We start from the raw sequence: 21,603 nt of genomic DNA, 5'->3' as shown, positions 1-21,603 counted from the left end.
GCTACTCCCCAAAGTGCGATGATAAAATAGCCCCAAAAAACGTTTAATGGCAAATATACAAATAAAATTAGGCTAATGATTATTAAACTAATTATCCCAAAAATAGATAGCTTTATATTTCGGCTAGAGGCCATCCCGAAGATAAAATTGCCTAAAATTCCTGTAATACCATAAAGAAGCAAAGCAAAACTGATTTGATGGTTGTCTAAATTTAAATTGGGTTCAGCGGTGCAAAGTTATATGCCGAAAGGGCGGCTTGTGTTGAATGATACGGAAGCGATTTTAAATGCGGCATTACAGGGGCATGGCATTTGCCAATTGGGTGCTTTCTTGGTGGGTGAGCAAATTGCGCAAGGAAATTTACGTCCTATTTTAACCGAGTTTTCGAAGCCAGAGGCACCGATTTGTGCGTTATATCCAACAAAACGCTATTTGCCACCGAAAGTGCGTCAGTTTTTACAGTTTTTTGACGAGTATTGGCAAGGACGTGCAATTTGGGAGGAAAAGGATAAACGATAAGGTGATTTTTCAGCCTATTCTGTAAAGCAATTAAAAATCATTGGGATATGATAGCTACCAAGCAATTCGTTGCTTAAAGATAATTTTTAACTATAGATTTTTAGGTTTTATATGATTTATTTTATTTCAGATACCCATTTTTGCCACTCTAATATTATCAACCTGTGTGATCGTCCTTTCAAAAGCACTAGCCACATGAATGATACGTTGATTCATAACTGGAATGCTTATGTAACAGACCATGATGAAATCTACATCTTGGGGGATTTTTTATACAAAGGTAATGGGGCGGATGCGAATAAAATTTTGCGCAGGTTATCGGGCAAAAAATACCTTATTCGTGGTAACCATGACAAGTTTTTAGATGACCCAGAGTTTGATACATCACTCTTTGAATGGGTGAAGAGTTATTACGAGTTGGATTATCAAAAACAAAAATTTGTTTTATTTCACTATCCTATCTTAGAATGGCAAGGTTTTTTTCGTGATGCAATCCATTTATATGGCCATGTGCATAATTCAGGAAAAGATCCAGAACAACGCAAACGCTTAGATATTTTAGGGCCTCGAGCGATGAATGTTGGCGTTGATGTAAATAATTTTTTCCCTATTAGTATTAAAACTATTCTAAAACGTGCAAATGGTTAATTATTTAATAATAAACAAGTCTATTTTTTAGCATACAAATAAACAGAAGCACGTGAAACACCAAGATGCTGTGCAACTGTTTCCATGGATTTTTTGACGTCAAGCAAGCCTTCGCTACGTAAAATTTCTATGAGGTTTTTTCGTTCTTCCGCTTTTAATGTCCGCGGTGTTGCGGCAAGTGTCGCGGCATATTGATCGATTCGATGACGAATAGCTTCTGATCCATTGGGCTCAATATGTTCTTTGATTGGGCTATTTCCAACTTCAATAAATTGCGACAATACACTTTGCATCCCCCGAAATAACGTCATATCTAAATTTAGGCACAAAGCAGCAACATATTCACCATTCTCATTTTTGATACCAATGGATGTGCTTTTAACGGGGCGTCCATCGGAAAATTGATTGGTATAATTGGCGACAATATTAGGAAAATCAGCAGATTCAATGCGTGCTAAGCCGAGTTCTGTGGTAGGCTCGCCTACTTGACGACCAGACAAATTATTATGAATCGATAAAATTGAATGTTCGGGGTTTTTTAGGTCATGAACGACAACCTCACAAAATGGTGCAAAAGTTTCGCTCAGCCCTTTGGCGATTGTTTCGATTTGCGCCAATAATGTATTTTCCTTGGTGCTAGACATAAAACCCCCTTATCTAAAAGCGTTAATTTATTAATTTTAACCCATTTTTTATCTCGCTAATAGATAAAGGGTGGAGAGTTACTGTGAAACTAATTCAGCAAAGCGATTGATATCGACATTACCACCACTGACAATAATACCGACTCGTTTACCTTGGAATTGGTCTTTCTGCGCTAATGCAGCAGCATAGGATAGACAACCCGTTGGTTCAACAACCACTTTCAGGCGCTCTGCATAAAATTTCATTCTGTCAATAAGTTGCTCATCGGTAACAGTAAAAATATCATCGACATTATTTTTAATAATTTCAAATGTATACTGCCCCAAATGTTGGGTCTGCGCGCCATCAGCGATGGTTTTTGGTGTATCGATATGGACAATTTTACCTTGGCGGAAAGATTGCTGTGCATCGTTACCCGCTAACGGCTCGACACCATAAACTTGACAGTTAGGGGATAATTGGCGAGCAGCAAGTGCACAGCCAGATAGCAAGCCGCCACCACCTAAGCAAACAAATAAGGCTTCCAATTCACCCACCTCTTGGAACAGTTCCATAGCGGATGTGCCTTGTCCTGCAATAATATGGGGGTGGTCATAAGGTGGAATGATGGTTAAACCCTGTTGTTCTGCGAGTTGCTTGCATAATGCTTCGCGGTCTTGCGTGTACCTATCGAAATGCACAACATTGGCGCCATAACCTTGGGTTGCCGCAACTTTAACAGCAGGTGCGTCGTTTGGCATGAGAATTGTTGCTGGTATATTCAGTAATTGGGCTGCAAGGGCGATACCTTGTGCGTGGTTACCGGATGAAAAGGCAATTACCCCCGCTTTTTTCTGCTCTGGTGTAAATTGGGCAAGTGCATTGAATGCGCCACGAAATTTAAATGCCCCCATCCGTTGGAAATTTTCGCATTTAAAAAATAGCTCACCACCAAATTCTTTATTGGCGGTTGTTGAGGTGAGTACAGGGGTTTTGTGTGCAAACCCCGCGATGCGCTTAGCTGCTGCTTCAACATCTCGATAAGTTGGTAAAGTTAAACCCGTCATTTTATGCCTCGTTGAAATTTTTTGAATTAGCCTAAAACCGCAGTTGCTTCAATTTCGAGCGCTGCGTTAAAGTGAAGTTCAGAAACACCTGCAACAGCGCGAGCAGGGCGAAAGTCACCTATCCACGCTGCATAAATTTGATTAAATTCCTGCCAATCATTCATATCAGCTATATAAACACGCACTTGGACTAAATTTGCTTTTGTTATATTGGCGGCTGACAAGCAAGCGTCAAGATTTTTTAATACTAATTTAGCCTGAACGTTAAAGGGGGTATCAGTGATTGCTTGCCCTGAAACATCGACGGGTAATTGACCCGAAATAAACATAAACCCATTAGCGCCCACACAATGGGAATAGTGGCCTCGTGGCGGGAGCAGAGTAGGGGCATTGATATATTGAATTGACTGGCTCATAGCAACCTCGAACTTGACAAAAAAGCACATGTTAGACTTTTAGTCTAATATTGTATTATATGTACAGTCAATCTGTTTTTGAAGAAAAAAACATCAATGCTTGATACTAATATGAGAAAAAATGCAGAACAGTTTGCAGTTAAGGTTTTTGCGGATTGTTAGCTGTGGTGTTGATCATGAATATTCTTGCTTGGTAATTCGCCACTCATTTATTCAATAAAAGCGAATTTTTTAGTGAAAGAAATTGCAAAGATTAGAATGAGTAAAATTAAAAATCGTTCACAATGAAAGGGAGTTATCTTAAATAAAAGTGATTAAGAATAATCAAATTGTGACGAGAAAAATAAAATGGTAAGAAGTTGTTATATAAAAACTTTTAGGGATACGACATGGCGAAGTTTACGTTTGATATACTTTCTATTTTTGGGAAAAAAAGCAGTAAAGTGGCTGAACAATATGTTCAAGAAGCGGTTTTACCGTTATCCGTCTTGGATGATTCTTTGCCCAAAATGGTGGTTGAATATGTACTGGAAGGAACATCGCCAGAAGTCTTGGTAAAATTAAGCCAACTGGATACCGAAAAAGCCGTTATTTTATTAGACAAACCAGGCACTGTGGATTGGTGGTGGGGAGGTAATAATTTTAATACGGGCCAATATAATAAAGTGATCCGTCAAGGGAGTAATGCCCGCCATAAACTGTATTCCAAAGTCGGCGATGGTGTGAGTGCAGAGCAAGTTGCGCGATTTGCCAAAGTATTAGCCGCTGCCTGCCAAGATATTAATATTAAAGTGCTGACATCCGAATTACCGTCATGGGTAAGTTATTTAGTCGGCGATGCATTTTCCAAAACCTTCGACAATTCTCGTGATGAAAAATTAGATCACCGTAAGCATTGGAATGTGGAATTGTTGTCTGAGATGATTAGCAAAGAAACAGATAAGCCCGCTAACTCAGTGTTGTATATTATCTTCGATAGACAACATTTGTCGGATTACCACTATGAGAACTTAAACCGGTTATTTGTTCTCCCAGGCTTTAAAGAATATTTAATTGCACAGCAAGGTTTTATTAAGCAGACATTGATTGGTAATTTGTCTGCCGCAGGGCAAGTGCAGCTAATCAATGTCCTGAAAAAAGATAAAGCACTATATTCGGTGTTTGCAGATTGTTTAGTGACATTTGCAACCAGTTCATTAAAAACCGTACGCAGTGCCGCAGAGCCTACACTGTCTATTCTACCTGATGAATCAGTCAAACTATATTTGACCAAAGTGCTAACAGAAGGAACACCAAAGCAGCGTACGCAAGCCGCGGATTTATTTGCCCGAATTGGTAAGGATAGAGAAGTTCTCGAAGCTGCATTGCAAACGGAAACCAACAAAACGGTATTGAAAAGTATTGAAAGTGCCATTTCACGTTTTTCGGTGATGGATAGCGCCAGTGAAATTGAGGAAACTGCGCTGCCAGCGCTTGTTGAACTTGAAGATACCCCACTACCAGAGAGTGCAAAAGATATCTTAATCAATAACTTCAATGAGATGCTGCAAAAAGCCAAAGAAAATGCAGAGAATGAAATTGAAGAGAATAAAAAGCAAAAGCACACGTACAACTGGGCACAGCGTCATTATAAAGAATTCCAAAAACTGGATGCGAAAACCTGCGCAAAAATTATTGATAAGTTGAACTCAGGCAAAGAGGTGATTACTAACCATGAATACAATGTGGTGAAATTCAAAGAGCGTATTAATAATCTCCCAGAGTTTACGTTATTTCATGCATTACGTCTGATTAGTCATAACCGCACGGGAATGGATCATTTTTCTCATTATTACCTGACCCGTGAAGTTCCACCACGTATTATTGGCCAAATTGAATTACGTCAATTAGAACAGGTATTAGCTCATTGCCATTATCAACAGGCTCACCGTCTAATTGCAGATTTCTGTTTGCGTTCATACAATGATGGCTTAAAACTGTTTAATCAACCGCAGCAAGTTTGGCCGTTCTTTACGCAATACCCTGATTTTATCGCCGAAGCATTAGGGTTAATTCCGCAGCAAGCAAAACAACGCTACTACCAAGAATATGATGCTTCAAGTGGTATAGAAGTATTAGCGATGTTACCAACTATTCCTGCTCGCTTTATTCCACGTATTATGGAACTCGCGTTAGGAGAGAATAAAACGCATCGTTTAAGTGCGCAAAAATTACTCGAAACATTGCCGAATATTCATGTTAATGCAGCAGAAGGTTTAGACTCAGGTAAACAAGAAATTCGTGTGACTGCCATTGAGTGGCTAGCGCGCCTTAAACACCCTGATTCTTTAAAACCTCTATATGCATTATTGAAAAAAGAAAAACGTGAAATTGTGCGTGCTGCACTATTAACGGCGTTGGAACAATTTGGGGAAGACATTTCCAGTTATTTATCACCAAAAGTCCTATTAGCCGAAGCACAAAAAGGGCTTAAGGGTAAAGCGCCAGCAAGCATGTCTTGGTTTAATTTAGACTCTTTACCTGCACTGACTTGGCTAAATAATAAACCTGTCGATGGGGAAATTATTCGCTGGTGGGTTATTTTAGCTGTGAAATTAAAAATGCCAGCAGGTAATGGTTTATTACAGCGTTATATCAGTTTGTTATCAGTGGATAGCCAGCGTAAGCTTGGAAGCTTTATGCTCAATAGCTTTATTGCTCAAGATACCGCAGGCCCATCGCTAGAAATGGCAATGGCAGAAGCAGAACGAGATGCACCACAGCGTTTAACCAACTACCAAGATTGGGTAAAACGTTGGCCAGAGTATTACAGTCAGTATGAAAATTACACCCTTGAGCAGTGTATTAATGACATTAAGAATGAAGTGCTTCGCCGTTACTTAGGGTCAGCGATTACCGATAAAGGCATGCTAGCGCTCATTTGTGGTATTGAAGGGCACATTGCAGTCACCGCGTTACGTAATTATATGCGTGATCATTATCAGCGTCGCGCACAGATTGAAGCCATGATTGATGCGGTAGCAACCAGCAATGACCCGCTCATTATTCAATTATTACTCTCACTTTCACGCCGTTATCGTACCGCTTCTGTACAAGAAAAAGCACGTGGTTTAGTGGCTCAAATAGCGGAGCGTAATGGCTGGAGTGCCGATGAACTTGCCGACCGGACTATTCCAACAGCAGGAATGGATGAAACAGGGGTACTTGCCCTTGAGTATGGCGAGCGTACTTTTACTGCAAAACTAGATCCCCAACAAAAATTGGTGTTGTTTAACCCTGAAGGCAAAGAGATCAAAGCATTACCAGCCGCCCGTAAAACGGATAATGAAGAGCTGATTAAAGAATCGAAAAAATTACTGAGTTCCAGTAAAAAGGAACTTAAGCAAGTTATTGATCTACAAACTGCACGCTTATACGAAGCAATGTGTGCGGAACGTTTGTGGACCACACAAGACTGGCAAGAATATATCCAAGCTCATCCGATTATGCGCGGTTTGATTGAAAGGCTTGTCTGGATGGAAATAGATAACGATAAGGTTATCAATGTATTCCGTCCTTCAGATGATGGTAGTCTGCTTAACCTTGAGGATGATGAAATCGAGTTAAGCGCAGGGTCATCAATTAAACTGGCTCATGCTGCGTTGATTTCGGAAGATGAAAGAAAAGGTTGGTTGGTCCATTTTAAAGATTACAAAGTGAAATTTTTGTTCTCGCAAATGGAACACAAAATCCCTGAATTAGACCTCGCACTCACTGAAATCGAAGATCGCAAAGGTTGGCTGACAGATACCTATACGTTACGTGGTGTGCTCACCAAAATGGGGTATCAGCGTGGCCAAGCGGAGGATGGCGGTAGCTTTATGCATTACTCGAAACACTATGCTAGCCTAGGTTTCTATGTCTACATTGAGTTTAGTGGAAGCTATGTACCAGAAGAAAATATTCCTGCGGTCTTGTACTCCTTAAGCTTTGAAAGTGGGCAACAAAGCTCATGGAATCGCAGTTACATAGAGTTAAAAGATATCCCGCCAATTTTATTAGCTGAAAGCTATGCGGATTACTTAAAAGTGGCTGACGCCTGTGCAGGATTTGACCCTGAGTGGGAAAAGAAAACACCTTGGTAATTAGGGTTTAATAGGATAACTCGATGAGTAACAAAGAAACAATAAAAGGGCATGTTCTGCGTGAAAGCGCAGAAATTCGTTTTGCTGATGAACTGGAAAAACTCACACAAGCCGATAGCCATAACCCAAAACCACAAGGTTGGCTACGTTCACCACGCGCGGTTAGGCAGTTTATTTTAGGTGATGAAGCTCTGGGTATTACGCCGAAGTTTTTTGGGGATGATGCTTTAGTTGACCGCGCAATAGTGACCTTGTTAGGTAAACAGGGTCTGATGTTAGTCGGAGAACCAGGAACAGCAAAATCCATGTTATCCGAATTATTAGCTGCAGCAATCAGCGGTGATTCGGGCTTAACTATTCAGGGAACAGCTGGAACAACCGAAGATCACATTAAATACTCATGGAACTATGCGTTGCTATTGGCAGAAGGGCCTACGGAAAAAGCGTTGGTTAGCTCGCCACTTTATCAAGGCATGCTGGAAGGAAAAATTGTGCGTTTTGAAGAGATCACCCGCTGCCCACCAGAAATACAAGATGTATTGGTCAGCTTAATGTCTGAAAAACAGATGATGATCCCCGAAATGAAAGACAATGCGAGGATCAGTGCTAAGCAAGGCTTTAATTTAATTGGTACAGCCAACTTACGTGACCGTGGCGTGCATGAAATGTCATCGGCATTAAAACGTCGCTTTAACTTCGAAACGGTGAGGCCGATTCAAGACCCTGCGTTTGAAATTGAGCTAATTAATAAACAGCTTACCAGCGAACTAGGCGAGCTAAATGGCTTGGTGACTGTGCCTGCGAATGTGATTGAATTATTAGTCACCACTTTCCAAGAGCTACGTTCAGGCAATACCAAGGATGGCGGCAATATCAAAACCCCAGATGCGGTGATGTCGACAGCAGAAGCGGTGAATATCGCTTATGCGTGTGCGTTAGAAGCCCATTATTTGGGAGACGGAACGTTAAGTGCTGGTGCAGTCGCTCGTCAGCTAATTGGGGTTGTACTCAAAGATAATGCAGATGATATCAAGCGGATGCGTTATTACATTGATAATGTCGCACGAGAAAGAGCCAAACAGAGCCCCGAATGGAAAGCATTCTTTGAAGCTTCCCGTCAGTTTTGGCAATAGGATTGTTAACGTGTAATGCATGGCGAGGTCTTTGGCTTCGCCCATATTTATCAATCAGGGAATATTACGGTGAGTTTGCCTTCCATACCTTTACCCGAACGACTCGAACAAGCATTGATGAGCTGGCAACAGCTTGAATCAGAAAAGATTTATTTTGCTCCCGTTCGCCATCACAGTCCAGCTTGTGCTTACAGCACGGCCTCATTGATTGAGCAGATTAACCCTGATTATGTACTGATTGAAGGACCTGATAGTTTTAATGGGTTGATTTCAGGGTTGCTGCATCAAGATACACAACCGCCCGTCGCTATTATGGTGCAAACGGAAATTAAAGCAGGCGCATTAAAGGATGGAAGTGACGCTGTCACTCGGTCGGCTTATTTCCCATTTTGCGAATATTCCCCAGAATGGCAAGCACTTAAGCAAGGCTCACGATATAAAGCACAATTACAGTTTATTGATTTACCTTGGGCTGCGCAGGTTAATATTGATGAAACTGATGAAGGGCAAAGTCAAAGCCTGCAAAAAGAGCGTTATTTAGCACATAGCTTATTTATTGCACAGCTAGCAAAAAAAAGTGGTTGCCGTGACCATGATGAGCTTTGGGAACAACTATTTGAATTACGTACTTTTGAGCAGCTCACTGATTGGTCTGCATTTTTTAAAGACAGTTTCATCTGGTGTGGGTTAGCTCGTTTAGATTATGAGCCTGAAGTCCTTGAATCTGAAGGCTCTACACAGCGTGAATCCCATATGCAAGCTCATATTCAAAGCATTAAAACGAAGCAGCCAAACGCCAAAATTGTTATCGTGACTGGCGGATTTCATACCCTCGCGTTAATTGAAGGTTTAGCTGAACGGGCAACTCAACAATTTGCACTCACGGCGATAGCTCAAAAGCAGTTTGTAAAACAACAAAAAACCGCTGAAAACGAGAGTGCATGGTTAATACGTTATAGTGACGATAAGCTTGATGCACTAAACGGTTATGCATCAGGTATGCCATCCCCCGCGTTTTACCAAAAAGTATGGGAAACACTATTGCAACAGCGCCAAGAGCGTGAAAATGGCCGAGTTCGCCCAACTCAGGTGTATCGGAATAAATTGGGGATCGCGTATCTGGCAAAGGTGGCGACTATTTTGCGCGAAAAGCAATTTGATGCGGCTCCTGGTTTTTTATCAGTAAAACTGGCCGCGGAACAAAGCATTCGCTTAGCGGCCTTTCGTGGGCATGCAGGGACAGGGCGCTATGATTTATTGGATGGACTACAAAGTGCATTTATTAAAGGCAGCCTTGATGAGAGCCAAGATGAACTTTGGCATGAAATTAAAACCTGCTTTTCAGGTTTTCGCCTAGGCCAAATCCCCAAAGGCACAACAACGCCGCCGTTGGTGGCACAAACCTATGAGATGGCAAAGGGGTTTCGCTTTAAGCTTGATGACACATTAAGCAAAATCAGTCGGTTAGATGTGTATCGTAATAAACAACATCGCCTACGTAGTCGCTTTTTACATTTATTGGCTTTTTTAGATATTCATTTTGCAAAACACCTTTCTGGCCCAAATTTTATGTCAGGAAACCAAATGGATGTGTTATTTGAAGAGTGGCAATATGCCTGGACGCCAAATGTGGAAGGCGAGTTAATTGCATTATCAGAAAAAGGGACTCAGCTTAAAACGATCGCATTGAATCGTTTATTTGAAATGGAAAAAAACCTTGAGCAACAAGGGGTCAGTCGTTCAAGCCAGAGTGCTGTGACATTATTAATGCAAGCGGCGATCATTGGCTTACATCAACGCATTCCTACACTATTTTCATTGTTAGATAGTTATATTCAGCAAGATACAAAATTCGAATCATTAGTAGCTTGTGGCCATAAGTTAGTACATTTATGGCGAGGAAGACAGTTCTTTGATATCGAAGAGAATTTTACGATTGAAGCTCGTTTGGATGCTTTATTGCAGCAAGTTTTTTATTGCTTTGAGCAAATTACTCAAGGGGATGAGCAGCAGCAAGAAATGTATTTTAATGCGCTACTTTCATGCCGCGAACTGGTGGCATTTATGCCTGAAATTAATAAAAATCACGATTATTATCACGATTTTTATCACCAGTTGGCTCGCTGTAAAGACCAATTAAACCATGTCCCTTTATTAAAAGGGGCCGTGGATGCTCTGCGTTATTTGGGTGCAAAAACCGATGAAGAGACATTAGTTAACGAGATCCAAAGTGCGTTTAGTGCAGGAAGTGACCCAGAAATCGCTATTGGCTATTTTATTGGCGTAATGCGCGCTGCCCCTGAATTAATTTTACGTATTCCACTCTTAATCGACTCTTTGAATGATTTACTCAGTAAATGGGATGAAAGTCGATTTATTCAGGTGCTGCCAGATTTGCGCTTTGCATTTAGCCAACTGACGCCAAAACAAAATGCACAAATGGCACAGCATATCGCGCAAAACTTATCAATCGAAGCACAAGATTTGACGCTGCACCAAACAGAATTTAATGAGAAACAAATGCTGCAAGCGTTGCAATTAGAACAACGACTACAAAATCAGCTTGTTGAGCTTGGTCTACAACGTTGGTTCACTCACACGTCGGAGGCGAAATAACGATGAGCAAAAAAGAGATGCCATTGACGCCAGAACAACTGCAACTTGCTAAACGCTGGCGTTTAGTATTAGGCCAATATGCGGATAACGCGCTGGGGCAAGCGGCATTCAGTGCGGAAGAGTTAAAAATCGAGCGCTCATTGGATTTTTTATATCGCCGTGAATATCAACGGCGTGGACTGCGACAAGAAGGTGGTCGTCACGGTTCTTTAGATGCATCGCAACTTACCGCAGTGAATTGGTTAAACCAAGCGCGGAAGTTATTCCCAAATAGTACGTTTGAGCGCATGCAATCACAGGCGCTTGAGCGTTATGAAATCAGTAGCTTACTTAAAAACCCTGACGCATTGAATGCCATGGAACCCACGAAGGCATTAGCAAAAACGCTAATGAGTTTACGGGGAAAAATGAACGAAGATACGCGTGATGCAGTGAAAAATATCATTCGCAAAGTCGTGGATGATATTCTCAGCCAAATGCGTAATCAGTTCCGCCAAGCATTAACTGGGCGGAGGAACCGTTTTCGCCGTTCGTTAATTCCAAATAGCCGTAATTTCGATTGGCGTGCGACTATTGCTGCAAATTTAAAAAATTATGATCGGCAAAACCAACGGTTAGTCATCAAAACCCCGTATTTCAACTCGCGTCAACAGCAGCACTTGCCGTGGGATGTAATTTTGTGTGTTGACCAAAGTGGTTCGATGGCCAGTTCAATTATGTATGCGGCAGTCTGTGCCAGTATTTTAGCCGCATTGCCAACAGTCAGGGTTTCACTCGTGGTTTTTGATACGCAAGTTGTTGATTTAAGCCATTTAGCCCATGACCCTGTTGAGGTTTTAATGACGGTACAATTGGGCGGTGGAACCGATATTGCCAAAGCGATGCAGTACTGTGAAAGTTTGATCCGTAACCCTAAACGTACGGTTATCAGTTTGATAAGCGACTTTGAGGAAGGCGGGGCACTAAATCATCTACTTAACTGCACACAACGCCTACACGGTCAGCAAGTGAAACTTTTAGGCTTAGCCGCGTTAGATGACGATGCATTGCCTGTTTATGATCCTGAAATTGCCCAAAAATTGGCTGATAGAGGCATGCATGTCGCGGCATTAACCCCTGAGCACTTTGCTCAGTGGCTGGCGGAGGTGATGCAATGAGTTGGCAAACCATTTATTACCAATATGATGACGATGCGTTAGCGGTGTTTGCAAACGTGGGGTTATTACGCAGAGCGCGCAAAGATTTAGAGAACCAAAAGGTTAATCCTAGTGATCTGGTTGCTGGGCAGTTTGACAGTGATGGGCAAGCGGTGAAGTTAGATGCACAAGGTGTACAAAAAGCGACCTGTAATTGCAGTGCATCAGGTTGTTGTAAGCATATTTTGGCCGCAGTTCTTTGGGTTCAGAATAATGTGCCAGATGAAAATATTCAGGGTATTGAAGATAAGGGGATGCTTAGTGAGCCAGAACCATTATTGCCTGAATTACTCGTATTAGAACCGATGTCATTAATTAAACTCGCTTCTAAGCCAGATTGCCGCTTAGCTATCCGCTTGTTAGCTGAGTGGCAAGGGCGTGAGCTGACTTTTGATGATCAATGCAACCAGTTAAGAGTGATATTAGCCGAATATGATGAGCCAATCATTTACCTGAAAGGCAGTGGTTTTCAGGGGATGATCTCCTCGGTCCCCGAAAAACAGAAAAAAGCGGTTCACCTTGCGGTGATTGCTAAACTGTTGATGCAAAATGGTGTAGTTTGGCAATGGCCTGATGATTTAGCCCCTGCGCCTGATACTGCACTGTCATTAACTGATGATGATAAAATCGTTATCGCCACCATTGGGCAATTTATCCAAGATTTGTTGCGCCAAGGTTTGTCGCACATTAGCCAAAGTAGCGCCACGCAATTGCATCTGTTGAATATGTCGGCGAAAGCGGAAGGTTTACCTCGGTTAGCCAATTATTTGAAAAGGCTGAGCCAGCAGGTGAAACTGCTAGCAGGTAAGCACTTTACGATGGATGAAGGGCAAGTTTTGCGGTTAATCGCCGAAATTGCTGCCTATTTGCAGCAACTTTCAACGGCAGATGCAACACAGCTTGCAGTGCTTAAAGGTTTGCAGCGCCGCCAATACACTGACAAAATATCGGTACTTGATTTAACGCCAATTGATGCGAATTGGTGGCAAACCCAAAACGGCGCAATTGGTGCGACGTTTAGTTTTTGGGATAACCAAGAGAAAAAAATCATTCAATGTACACAAGGGCGTGCAAATAATCTGGACCCGATGTTCAACCGTTCAAGCCTCTGGCAAACGTTATCCATTTGGAAGCAAACTGCCGATAATTTGATGCGAACACCGTTTAAATTACATGATCCGCGGCTTTCGGACGAAGGTAAATTATCGGCCAGTGGTGACAGTTTTGCTGAAAAAAATAACCAAAAGCTGTTAGCAAACGATGATTACCAAACGCTTCAAAGAGAGTTGGGGTTTACCCACTGGCAAGAGGCTAGTGAATTTCTTTCAAACTTATCCAGCGAAAATGTTTATCAACCCGTTATCTTACACCTCGCTGATTATGAACAGTTATATTGGAATGAGACTGAACAATGTATTTTGTGGGCGATATCTGATAGTGAAAAAAATAGGGCGTTTTTGCGATTAAATTGGGAAGGGAATGAAAACCATAAAATCGAAGAGTTACGCTTTATTACCAAGGAAAAATGGCCTATTACCGCCGTGAGTGCTCTGGTCAATCATACTTCACAAGGTATTCAGTTAGTGCCTAAAACATTATGGTTGAAGAAAGAGCAAGGTATTGAACTGTTTTACCTTGATTTTGAATCAATCCCTCGCAAAAAACAACGTTCAGGTTTTTTTAGTAAGATAATGGAATATATGGAGAAAAAGCAGCAAACGAGCAATACTTTTGTGCCTGAAACAACGCTCGCAAGCCAATTGATTCGTCCAATTTTGTCAATACTGGAAACCCAGGCTTGTACGGGAAGGCAGCAGTTTTCTTCATCCCAACAAGCTGAAATTGGTTATGTCATACATGTCCTTGAGGATTTGGGCACGTTATGGTTAGCCAACCAGGTCAAATTGTTAACTGCTTCAGGGGAGATCCCCCCCGAAAACGTATTACGATTAGTGTACCTATGCGATAAATTTGAGCGCTTGCAAATGCCGTTACCGTTTCAATTTACACAATAGTACTTAAGATTCAAACGTCCCAAGAAATGTCCGTAATAGTTGGTTGAGCGCTTGTTGCTCTTCCAACGTTAATTTAGCGACTAGCCTTGCTTGGTTTTGCGTGTGAGCTTCAATGACTTGATTAATCAGATTCAGTCCTTCCTCAGTCAGTGACACTAAAAAGCCACGGCCATCATCTGGGTTAGTGTGGCGGGAGACTAACCCCGCTTTTTCCAGTTGATCAATGCGATTTGTCATAGTTCCTGACGTGACCATTAGCGTAGTTAGCATGTCCCCTGGGCTCAGGGTGTAAGGCGCACCAGAACGCCGCAAAGTTGCAAGCACATCAAAACTTGACCGATTAAGGCCAAATTCAGCGAAGACTTTTTCCATTTCACGAGTGAGATGATAGGCAACATTGCCTAACCGACCAATTAACCCCATTGGGCTAATATCAAGGTCTGGGCGCTCACGCTCCCATTGTTCAGTGATTTTATCGATTCTATCCATAGGTAAATAATGGGCGTTATTTATCTTGACGTCAAGGTAAATAAAAATTATCTTGATCTCAAGATAAATATTGAGAGTCATACTATGAATCGCTATGTTGTTTTAGGTTTAACAGCGTTAGCCCCCATTGTGTGGGGAAGCACTTATCTCGTTACAACCGAAATGCTACCTTCGGGCTTGCCGTTAACGTTGGCTGTTTTGCGTGCATTACCCGCAGGATTATTACTGATACTCTTTTTGCGCCAGTTGCCATCAGGGATTTGGTGGTTGCGTGTCGCCATTTTAGGGGCGTTGAATTTCTCACTGTTTTGGTGGTTATTATTTATTGCGGCTTATCGTCTGCCAGGCGGGGTTGCTGCAACCGTTGGCGCTGTGCAGCCGTTAATTGTGTTATTTTTAAGTCACTGGTTATTGAGTAACCGCTTATCAAGTGTTTCTGTCATTGCCTCACTCAGCGGTATTGTTGGTGTGGCGATTTTGCTGTTAACACCAACGGCTACCTTAGATTGGGTAGGGGTGATGGCTGGGTTGGCAGGGGCATTTTCAATGGCCGCTGGCACTGTATTAAGTCGACGTTGGCAACCTTCCGTAAGTGCATTGACCTTTACATCATGGCAATTAACCGCAGGTGGTTTGATTTTATTACCTTTTGCCTTGATCTTTGAGCCTGCATTACCCGCATTAACATCCGTGAATATTGTCGGTCTTAGCTATTTAACCTTAATTGGTGGGGCGTTAACATACGCGTTATGGTTCCGCGGATTGGCGTTATTAGGGCCGAGTTCAGTCGCATCCTTAGGTTTCCTTAGCCCTGTTAGTGCTGTGGTCTTAGGATGGTTTTACCTAGATCAGCAGCTGAGCACTTTACAATTTATTGGCATGATAGTGATCTTAGGGAGTGTTTGGGTGAGTCAGCGTGCAGAAGCACGTAAAGTACGGTGAAGTGGCATTTAATTGCGTATTATGCAAATTACCCTAGTTAAATTAATGAGATAAGCGCTTATGTTATTTTCTGATGACGAAAACATGATTGAGATAGCCCCTGATGCCTTCTTGCTAAAAGGTTTCTTACTGGGGAACAGTAAGGTGTTATTACAATCATTAAATAATATTTTTTCGCTATCCCCATTAAGAAATATGGAAACCCCAGGTGGGTATCGCATGTCAGTCGCGATGAGCAACTGTGGTGAGTGGGGTTGGGTGACTGACAAAACAGGGTATCGCTATATTAATAGTGACCCTGTCACTAATAAGCCCTGGCAGCCGATGCCTGGGATCTTTCGTCAATTAGCACAAGACGCAGCAGAAAGAGCGGGTTTTCTGGGGTTTGAACCCGATGCATGCTTGATTAACCGTTATGCAGTTGGGGCTAAAATGTCGCTTCATCAAGATAAAGATGAAGCGGATTTTTCACAACCGATTGTTTCGTTTTCATTAGGGTTGCCCTGCATATTTGATTTTGGCGGAGCCATACGTGAAGCGCCTAAAATAGCGCTGACACTGGAACATGGGGATGTGCTGGTTTGGGGAGGGAAGTCGCGTTTAAATTACCATGGTGTTCGAACCATCAAAGCGGGTGAACACCCATTGTTGGGGCCATACCGCTTTAATCTGACATTTCGCCGTTCGCAAAAATAACGCGTTTTTTACGTTGAGTTTGTTTACGTAATTTATACGTCAGGGCGAGTTCAATGCATATCCGTAAATCATTTTCTGGGGTTGGTTCATTGATTGGAGTGATAATTCCTCTGTTGCCTGAAAATTTGAGCATTGGAAATAACCCTCGGCACTCGTCAATTAATGTGGTCTGGCAATGTACAAATAATGCGACTTCATTTTTACTAAATTGATCAATGCGTACTGTCGTTCCTGATTGGCTGTGTGTTGCCAGGTAGCTAACTTGCCACCATTTTAACGGTTTCTTCTAATACAACTATGCTTGGGTGTTGCTGGGCAACGTCTACAATTAATGTTCGAAGTTGGATAAGTTTTGCTTTGATATCAGTGGAATAAGTATCAAAGCGTATTTGAACAAAATCAGGAATAGAATTATTCATTTTATGCATTAATTAATTGAGTGGTTGAAACAAATCTAATGCTTTTGAAGTAAACAAACCTTAAATAACTTTCTATTTGCCTTTTGCACAATCAAACCGCAGTTTGATTATATTGCATCCAATTTAGTGAGGGAAAATTTCCTTGAATAATAAATTAGTTACCCATATAACTATTGCCTAAGAATTTATATGACAGGGTATTGGTAGGTGAATTAATGTACAGCTTTACAAATGATTATAATGAAATTGCACATCCTGAAGTGATGAAAGCATTGAATGATTTAGCAGGGAAACGTTTTACAGGTTATGGTACAGATGGTCTATGTAAGAAAGTGGCAGATCAAATTAAACAACGTATTGGCCAGCCGAATGCAGATATCCATTTCTTTAATGGTGGGACGATCACCAATTTAACGACGATTTCTCATATTTTACGTCCACATCAAGCCGTTATTTCCGTTGTTGGTGGCCATATTGATGTTCACGAAACAGGGGCTATTGAAGCGTCAGGGCATAAAGTCATTACGGTAGAGTCTCCTTCGGGTAAGCTTACGCCTGTTCATATTAAAAAGGTGCTGGCCGAGCATCCAGATGAACATTCGGTTCAACCCAAATTAGTTTACATCAGTAACTCTACTGAAATTGGTACGGTGTATCGCAAAGCCGAATTGGTTGCTTTGCGTGAAATCTGTGACGCCCACGGTCTATTGCTATTTATGGATGGCGCACGTTTAGCATCCGGTTTGATGTCCACCGTGAGTGACTTAACCATTGAAGATATCGCACAACTAACGGATGTTTTCTATATTGGTGGAACAAAAATTGGCGCACTGACTGGGGAAATATTAGTGCTTTTAAACCCAGCAATAAAAACCGATTTTCGCTATAGCATTAAGCAAAAAGGCGGCTTGCAAGCCAAAGGCTGGTTATTAGCTGCGCAGTTTGAAGCATTATTTAATGATGACCTTTATTTCCAGTTAGGCCAACACATTAATGATACAGCAAACCAGCTTGCCGATTTCTTTACAGAAAAAGGATTCGGCTTTTTAGCGCCAGTGGAATCAAACCAAGTCTTCGTGATTTTACCTAATTCGCTGAGTGACAAGGTATTGAGTCATTATGTGGTCAGTAAAGTTTGTGAACCAACGGCAGATACAACGTGCTTACGTTTTTGTACCTCTTGGTCAACAACGTCACAAGATATTGAAAAGCTAAAACAAACTTTCAATTCGTTAATCTAATTTTCCTTAGATATATTGCCCGCATGAATTTGTGGGCAAATCTTTCCGATTTCTCGCATATCGTTTTCACAATTAAAACGGCACTATCCTGATATCTATTTAATTGTTCTGGTCGCGAGTATGCCTTGGACGTTTTCCCATCCTGCGGTGGTTTTTCCCATTAAACAGGCCAAATATTTTCGCTGGTTAAGTCTGCCTGCGCTTATTTTAGGTAGCTTGAGCCCAGATTTATACTATTCGTTGACGTGGTACCACGCTGCGTCACTGGCGCATGACTCTATTGGGTGGTTTTATACTGGGTTACCGCTATGTATATTGGTTTATTGTTTAACGCAAAAAATGGCACCAGCACTGAATAGAATAAGCCCTTTTATTATTCACACTATAAATGCACCATCTGTTCGACAAGGGGTAATTTTTGTTATTTCCTTGTATATAGGGGCATTAACCCATATTGTTTGGGACAGTTTTACGCATGAATCTGGGGCATTTGTCCGAGAAATTTCATTTTTGCAAATGAAATTATTTGCGATGTCTGACAGCCAAGAAATTGCTTTTTATAAATTATTACAGCACGTTGGCTCGGTGGGCGGCTTAGCCTACTTATGTTATCAATACTTTCAATTTCATCGTACGCTGCCCCATGAAATTAAAATCGAAAACAATAAAAAGCTAAAGCGATTAATCGTGCTTGGTGGCCTTGCATGTATATCGACGCTACCTTTGGCCTATTGGTTAACGCCGAAGACAAATGGTTTTAATTTCAATCGTTTTGTTTATTTAGAGTTAACACTAACGGTTCCTGTGTTTTTGATCATCGTATTGATCTTTGCATTTAGGCTCAATGTCTTATATCAACAAAACAGGGTAGATAGCGATTAGTTTTTTCGTAACCCATCAATCATTTTATCAATCGCATGAATGCTTTGCTGTAGGCGTTCTTGGCTATTGGCTTGAGAAATCCAATAAGCCGATTCGGCAAGTCCACCATTGATTAAAAAGGCAAGGGCGCGAGTATTAACATTGCCAATGATTTGCTTGCTCATTAATTCCTGTAACAAGAGGTCGACTTGCTCAGTACATTTAAGGTTTGATTTTGCAATGTCTTCAGCAATAACGGATTTGGCATCTCGTAAGATAATCTGTTGATAGTCAGTTTCTAACGCCATTTCTAAATAGGCATGACAGCGTAGGCGGAAGTTATTCCAAAGGTCAGTGGAATCAGCAGAAATTTTTTGTAATCGGCCATTCATTTGGTTATCAATTTGTTCGACAACAGCTGCAAATAAGCCTTTTTTATCGCCAAAATGATGATAAAGGGCACCTCGCGTTAAATCAACGCTTGCTGCAATTTCATCCATGGACGTTGCGGCAAACCCCAAACGGCTAAAATGTTCCCGTGCCGTGGTTAATAAAAGCTCGCGGGTCTCTTCCATTTGAGCTTGAGTTCTTCTTGCCATAAAACCTCTTACAAACACTGAATATAGTTATTTACATACACTATGTATGATTATATCATCATTATACATACTCGTTGTATGTATAATGAATTTATCACATGGAGCTTACATGCTAAGTCGCTATCAAGAACTCTTTCAAGCTGAAGGAAGCCAACGCTTTGTTATTGCAGGGTTACTGGCTCGTCTAGCGTTACCGATGATGGGCATTGGGATTATCACTATGCTGGCACAATTAAGGGATAGCTATACTTTAGCAGGGCTAATTTCGGCAACGTTTGTACTTACTTATGCATTATTATCACCACAAATTTCCCGATTAGTTGATAAACTTGGACAGTATCGCGTGTTACCTGTGGTCACGCTTATTAGTTTATCTGGGGTTTTGTTGCTCGTCACAACAACATGGTTTGCATTGCCCGATGCTGGGTTATTTATTGGTGCATTTTTAGCAGGTGCTATGCCCAGCATGTCTGCCATGATTAGGGCACGGTGGACGGAATTGTATAAAGGTCAGCCCATTTTACAAACGGCTTATTCCCTTGAAACTGTTTTTGATGATGCGACATTTATTGCAGGGCCTCCACTGTCTGTGGGATTGACGGTTATTTTGTTTCCACAAGCGGGCTTATTAGTTGCCGCTGTTTTATTATTGTTGGGTGTGATACTCCTTGTACAACAACGTAGTACGGAACCCAATGTTACCGTACATGAAACCTTATCACCGAAGCAAAAGCCGATTTTGTCGATGATAAGCTTACAACTGCTGATCGCATTAATGATTGCATTAGGGATCATTGTTGGGTCAGTGGACATCTTAAGTGTCACACTCGCGCAGATACAACAACAACCTGCTGCGGCAAGCGTAGTCTTGTCAGCTTATGCAATTGGTTCTTGTGCAATGGGGCTCGTTTTCGGGGCGCTCAATCTAAAAATATCGTTACCGCGTTTACTGGTTATTAGCGGGTTAATGACATTCTTATCTATTGTACCGATGTGGTGGGTGAGCGGCGTTTATTCCCTCGCAATTGTGGTGTTTATTTCAGGTTTATTCTTTGCACCAACAATGATTATTGCGATGTCATTAGTGGAAAATATCGTTCCACCAAATCGATTAACGGAAGGGATGACTTGGTTACTCGCCGGACTAAACATTGGTGTGGCTATTGGAGCCATGATGACGGGGAAAATGGTTGATACTTATGGGCTGAACGCGGGGTTTCTCGTGGCAATTGTTGGGGGCACTTTGGTCGTGTTATCCACCGCATTAAGTTACGTCCAACTCAATGCGCAACAAAAAATGACGAAAAAGTGCGAAACCGAGTGCCTATAGTACTAAAAGTTTAATAAAATAAGCATAAACAATAAGAGGTTATAAAATGCACAAGCCAATATTTAGGCAAGCAACACTTGGTGATGTCGATACGTGTTTCGCGATTGAAATTGAATCGTATGAAGGCGACGAGGCAGCGACAAAAGAAAAAATCGCAACACGTATAACACAGTATCCTCAAGGTTTTTTATGCATGGAAGTGGCTGGCGAAATCGTTGGCTTCATAAATGCAGGCTGCGCGTGGGATGTGGTGATGTCCGATGAAGAATTTAAAGAGCTTATCGGCCATGATGCACAGGCTCCGAATGTGGTCATTATGTCTGTTGTAGTTCACCCAAACCATCAAGGAAAGGGCTATTCATCCATGTTGATGACCGAATTTATTGCATTAATGCGAAAAAATAACAAAGAAACTATTCATCTAATGTGCAAAGAACGTCATGTGGATCTGTACAAGCATTTTGGCTACCAATATGTCAAACCTTCTGAGTCAGATCACGGTGGAATGACATGGCATGAAATGGTCATGGTGCTTTAGCTATCAAATGAAAACCAAGTTTATTTCAGATTAATTGTTAATATTATCAGTGATAAGCTTGGTTGATGTAACTTTAAATTAAACCCTACCAAAATCACTTCAGTACTGTTTCTTGCCGTTATCGTGTTAT

General features: G+C 41.5%; 19 protein-coding genes. 13 read left to right on the top strand and 6 right to left on the bottom strand.

The genetic code is table 11. The features are described from left to right. Nucleotides 1-228 precede the first annotated feature (228 nt). Together PR808_RS00315 and PR808_RS00310 are read left to right on the top strand one after the other, a co-directional pair. Nucleotides 229-519 carry a LysR substrate-binding domain-containing protein gene (locus PR808_RS00315; RefSeq protein WP_272538426.1) on the top strand — a complete coding sequence of 97 codons (291 nt, stop codon included), beginning with the start codon at nucleotides 229-231 and terminating at the stop codon, nucleotides 517-519. A gap of 111 nt (nucleotides 520-630) precedes the next feature. Beyond that, nucleotides 631-1,167, top strand: a complete 537-nt coding sequence (locus tag PR808_RS00310) for a metallophosphoesterase family protein (RefSeq protein WP_272538425.1) — start codon at nucleotides 631-633, stop codon at nucleotides 1,165-1,167. A 20-nt stretch (nucleotides 1,168-1,187) separates the two neighbouring features. Here the strand turns inward: PR808_RS00310 and PR808_RS00305 are convergent, their stop codons facing one another. The 3 genes from PR808_RS00305 to PR808_RS00295 form a co-directional block, all read right to left on the bottom strand. Continuing rightward, nucleotides 1,188-1,811, bottom strand: a complete 624-nt coding sequence (locus PR808_RS00305; RefSeq protein WP_206086006.1) for a helix-turn-helix transcriptional regulator — start codon at nucleotides 1,809-1,811, stop codon at nucleotides 1,188-1,190. A gap of 78 nt (nucleotides 1,812-1,889) precedes the next feature. Then, nucleotides 1,890-2,858: a threo-3-hydroxy-L-aspartate ammonia-lyase gene (locus tag PR808_RS00300; RefSeq protein ID WP_206086007.1), complete on the bottom strand. Its 969-nt coding sequence runs from the start codon at nucleotides 2,856-2,858 to the stop codon at nucleotides 1,890-1,892. 26 nt (nucleotides 2,859-2,884) lie between these two features. Then, on the bottom strand, nucleotides 2,885-3,274 hold the full coding sequence (locus PR808_RS00295; protein WP_206086008.1) for a RidA family protein: 390 nt from the start codon (nucleotides 3,272-3,274) through the stop codon (nucleotides 2,885-2,887). 389 nt (nucleotides 3,275-3,663) lie between these two features. Here PR808_RS00295 and PR808_RS00290 point away from each other — a divergent pair, with 389 nt between their 5' ends. From PR808_RS00290 to PR808_RS00270, 5 genes are all read left to right on the top strand, one after another. Then, nucleotides 3,664-7,398 carry a DUF4132 domain-containing protein gene (locus tag PR808_RS00290; RefSeq protein WP_272538424.1) on the top strand — a complete coding sequence of 1,245 codons (3,735 nt, stop codon included), beginning with the start codon at nucleotides 3,664-3,666 and terminating at the stop codon, nucleotides 7,396-7,398. Between the two features lie 23 nt (nucleotides 7,399-7,421). Further along, nucleotides 7,422-8,531, top strand: a complete 1,110-nt coding sequence (locus PR808_RS00285) for an ATP-binding protein (RefSeq protein WP_206086010.1) — start codon at nucleotides 7,422-7,424, stop codon at nucleotides 8,529-8,531. Between the two features lie 69 nt (nucleotides 8,532-8,600). Next, complete coding sequence (locus PR808_RS00280; protein ID WP_272538515.1) at nucleotides 8,601-11,147, top strand: DUF5682 family protein; 2,547 nt, start codon at nucleotides 8,601-8,603, stop codon at nucleotides 11,145-11,147. A gap of 2 nt (nucleotides 11,148-11,149) precedes the next feature. Continuing rightward, the gene (locus PR808_RS00275; RefSeq protein WP_272538423.1) at nucleotides 11,150-12,304 is read left to right on the top strand and encodes a VWA domain-containing protein; all 1,155 of its coding nucleotides are present in this window, start codon (nucleotides 11,150-11,152) and stop codon (nucleotides 12,302-12,304) included. Then, a complete protein-coding gene (locus tag PR808_RS00270; RefSeq protein ID WP_272538422.1) occupies nucleotides 12,301-14,358 on the top strand; it encodes an SWIM zinc finger family protein in 2,058 nt (685 codons plus the stop codon). Before PR808_RS00275 ends, PR808_RS00270 begins: the two co-directional genes overlap by 4 nt. A 3-nt stretch (nucleotides 14,359-14,361) precedes the next feature. Here PR808_RS00270 and PR808_RS00265 read toward each other — a convergent pair whose 3' ends face one another. Continuing rightward, nucleotides 14,362-14,847, bottom strand: a complete 486-nt coding sequence (locus tag PR808_RS00265; RefSeq protein ID WP_272538514.1) for a MarR family winged helix-turn-helix transcriptional regulator — start codon at nucleotides 14,845-14,847, stop codon at nucleotides 14,362-14,364. Between the two features lie 84 nt (nucleotides 14,848-14,931). On the opposite strand from PR808_RS00265, the gene PR808_RS00260 reads away from it, so the two are divergent. After that, on the top strand, nucleotides 14,932-15,789 hold the full coding sequence (locus PR808_RS00260) for an EamA family transporter (protein ID WP_272538421.1): 858 nt from the start codon (nucleotides 14,932-14,934) through the stop codon (nucleotides 15,787-15,789). A 60-nt stretch (nucleotides 15,790-15,849) separates the two neighbouring features. Continuing rightward, nucleotides 15,850-16,485, top strand: coding sequence for a DNA oxidative demethylase AlkB (gene alkB, locus PR808_RS00255; protein ID WP_272538420.1), 636 nt, complete (start codon nucleotides 15,850-15,852; stop codon nucleotides 16,483-16,485). On the opposite strand, the gene PR808_RS00250 is transcribed toward alkB, so the two are convergent. Further along, the gene (locus PR808_RS00250; RefSeq protein ID WP_272538419.1) at nucleotides 16,454-16,618 is read right to left on the bottom strand and encodes a hypothetical protein; all 165 of its coding nucleotides are present in this window, start codon (nucleotides 16,616-16,618) and stop codon (nucleotides 16,454-16,456) included. The two genes, alkB and PR808_RS00250, sit on opposite strands and share 32 nt — an antisense overlap. A 501-nt stretch (nucleotides 16,619-17,119) precedes the next feature. Here PR808_RS00250 and PR808_RS00245 point away from each other — a divergent pair. Both PR808_RS00245 and PR808_RS00240 read left to right on the top strand, forming a co-directional pair. Next, the gene (locus tag PR808_RS00245; protein WP_272538418.1) at nucleotides 17,120-18,145 is read left to right on the top strand and encodes a threonine aldolase family protein; all 1,026 of its coding nucleotides are present in this window, start codon (nucleotides 17,120-17,122) and stop codon (nucleotides 18,143-18,145) included. Between the two features lie 120 nt (nucleotides 18,146-18,265). Beyond that, entirely contained in the window at nucleotides 18,266-19,027 is a 762-nt protein-coding gene (locus tag PR808_RS00240) for a DUF4184 family protein (RefSeq protein WP_206086017.1), read from the top strand. Here PR808_RS00240 and PR808_RS00235 read toward each other — a convergent pair. After that, complete coding sequence (locus PR808_RS00235) at nucleotides 19,024-19,605, bottom strand: TetR/AcrR family transcriptional regulator (RefSeq protein ID WP_206086018.1); 582 nt, start codon at nucleotides 19,603-19,605, stop codon at nucleotides 19,024-19,026. The genes PR808_RS00240 and PR808_RS00235 overlap by 4 nt on opposite strands. Nucleotides 19,606-19,714: 109 nt before the next feature. Between PR808_RS00235 and PR808_RS00230 the strand changes: the two genes are divergently transcribed. Then, complete coding sequence (locus PR808_RS00230; protein WP_272538417.1) at nucleotides 19,715-20,935, top strand: MFS transporter; 1,221 nt, start codon at nucleotides 19,715-19,717, stop codon at nucleotides 20,933-20,935. Nucleotides 20,936-20,981: 46 nt separating this feature from the next. Further along, entirely contained in the window at nucleotides 20,982-21,473 is a 492-nt protein-coding gene (locus PR808_RS00225; protein ID WP_206086020.1) for a GNAT family N-acetyltransferase, read from the top strand. Nucleotides 21,474-21,603: the final 130 nt, after the last annotated feature.

The sequence above is a fragment of the Providencia sp. PROV197 genome (genome assembly GCF_028479625.1).
Lineage (GTDB): Bacteria > Pseudomonadota > Gammaproteobacteria > Enterobacterales > Enterobacteriaceae > Providencia > Providencia vermicola.
This window is presented reverse-complemented; position numbering and strand designations above follow the sequence as displayed.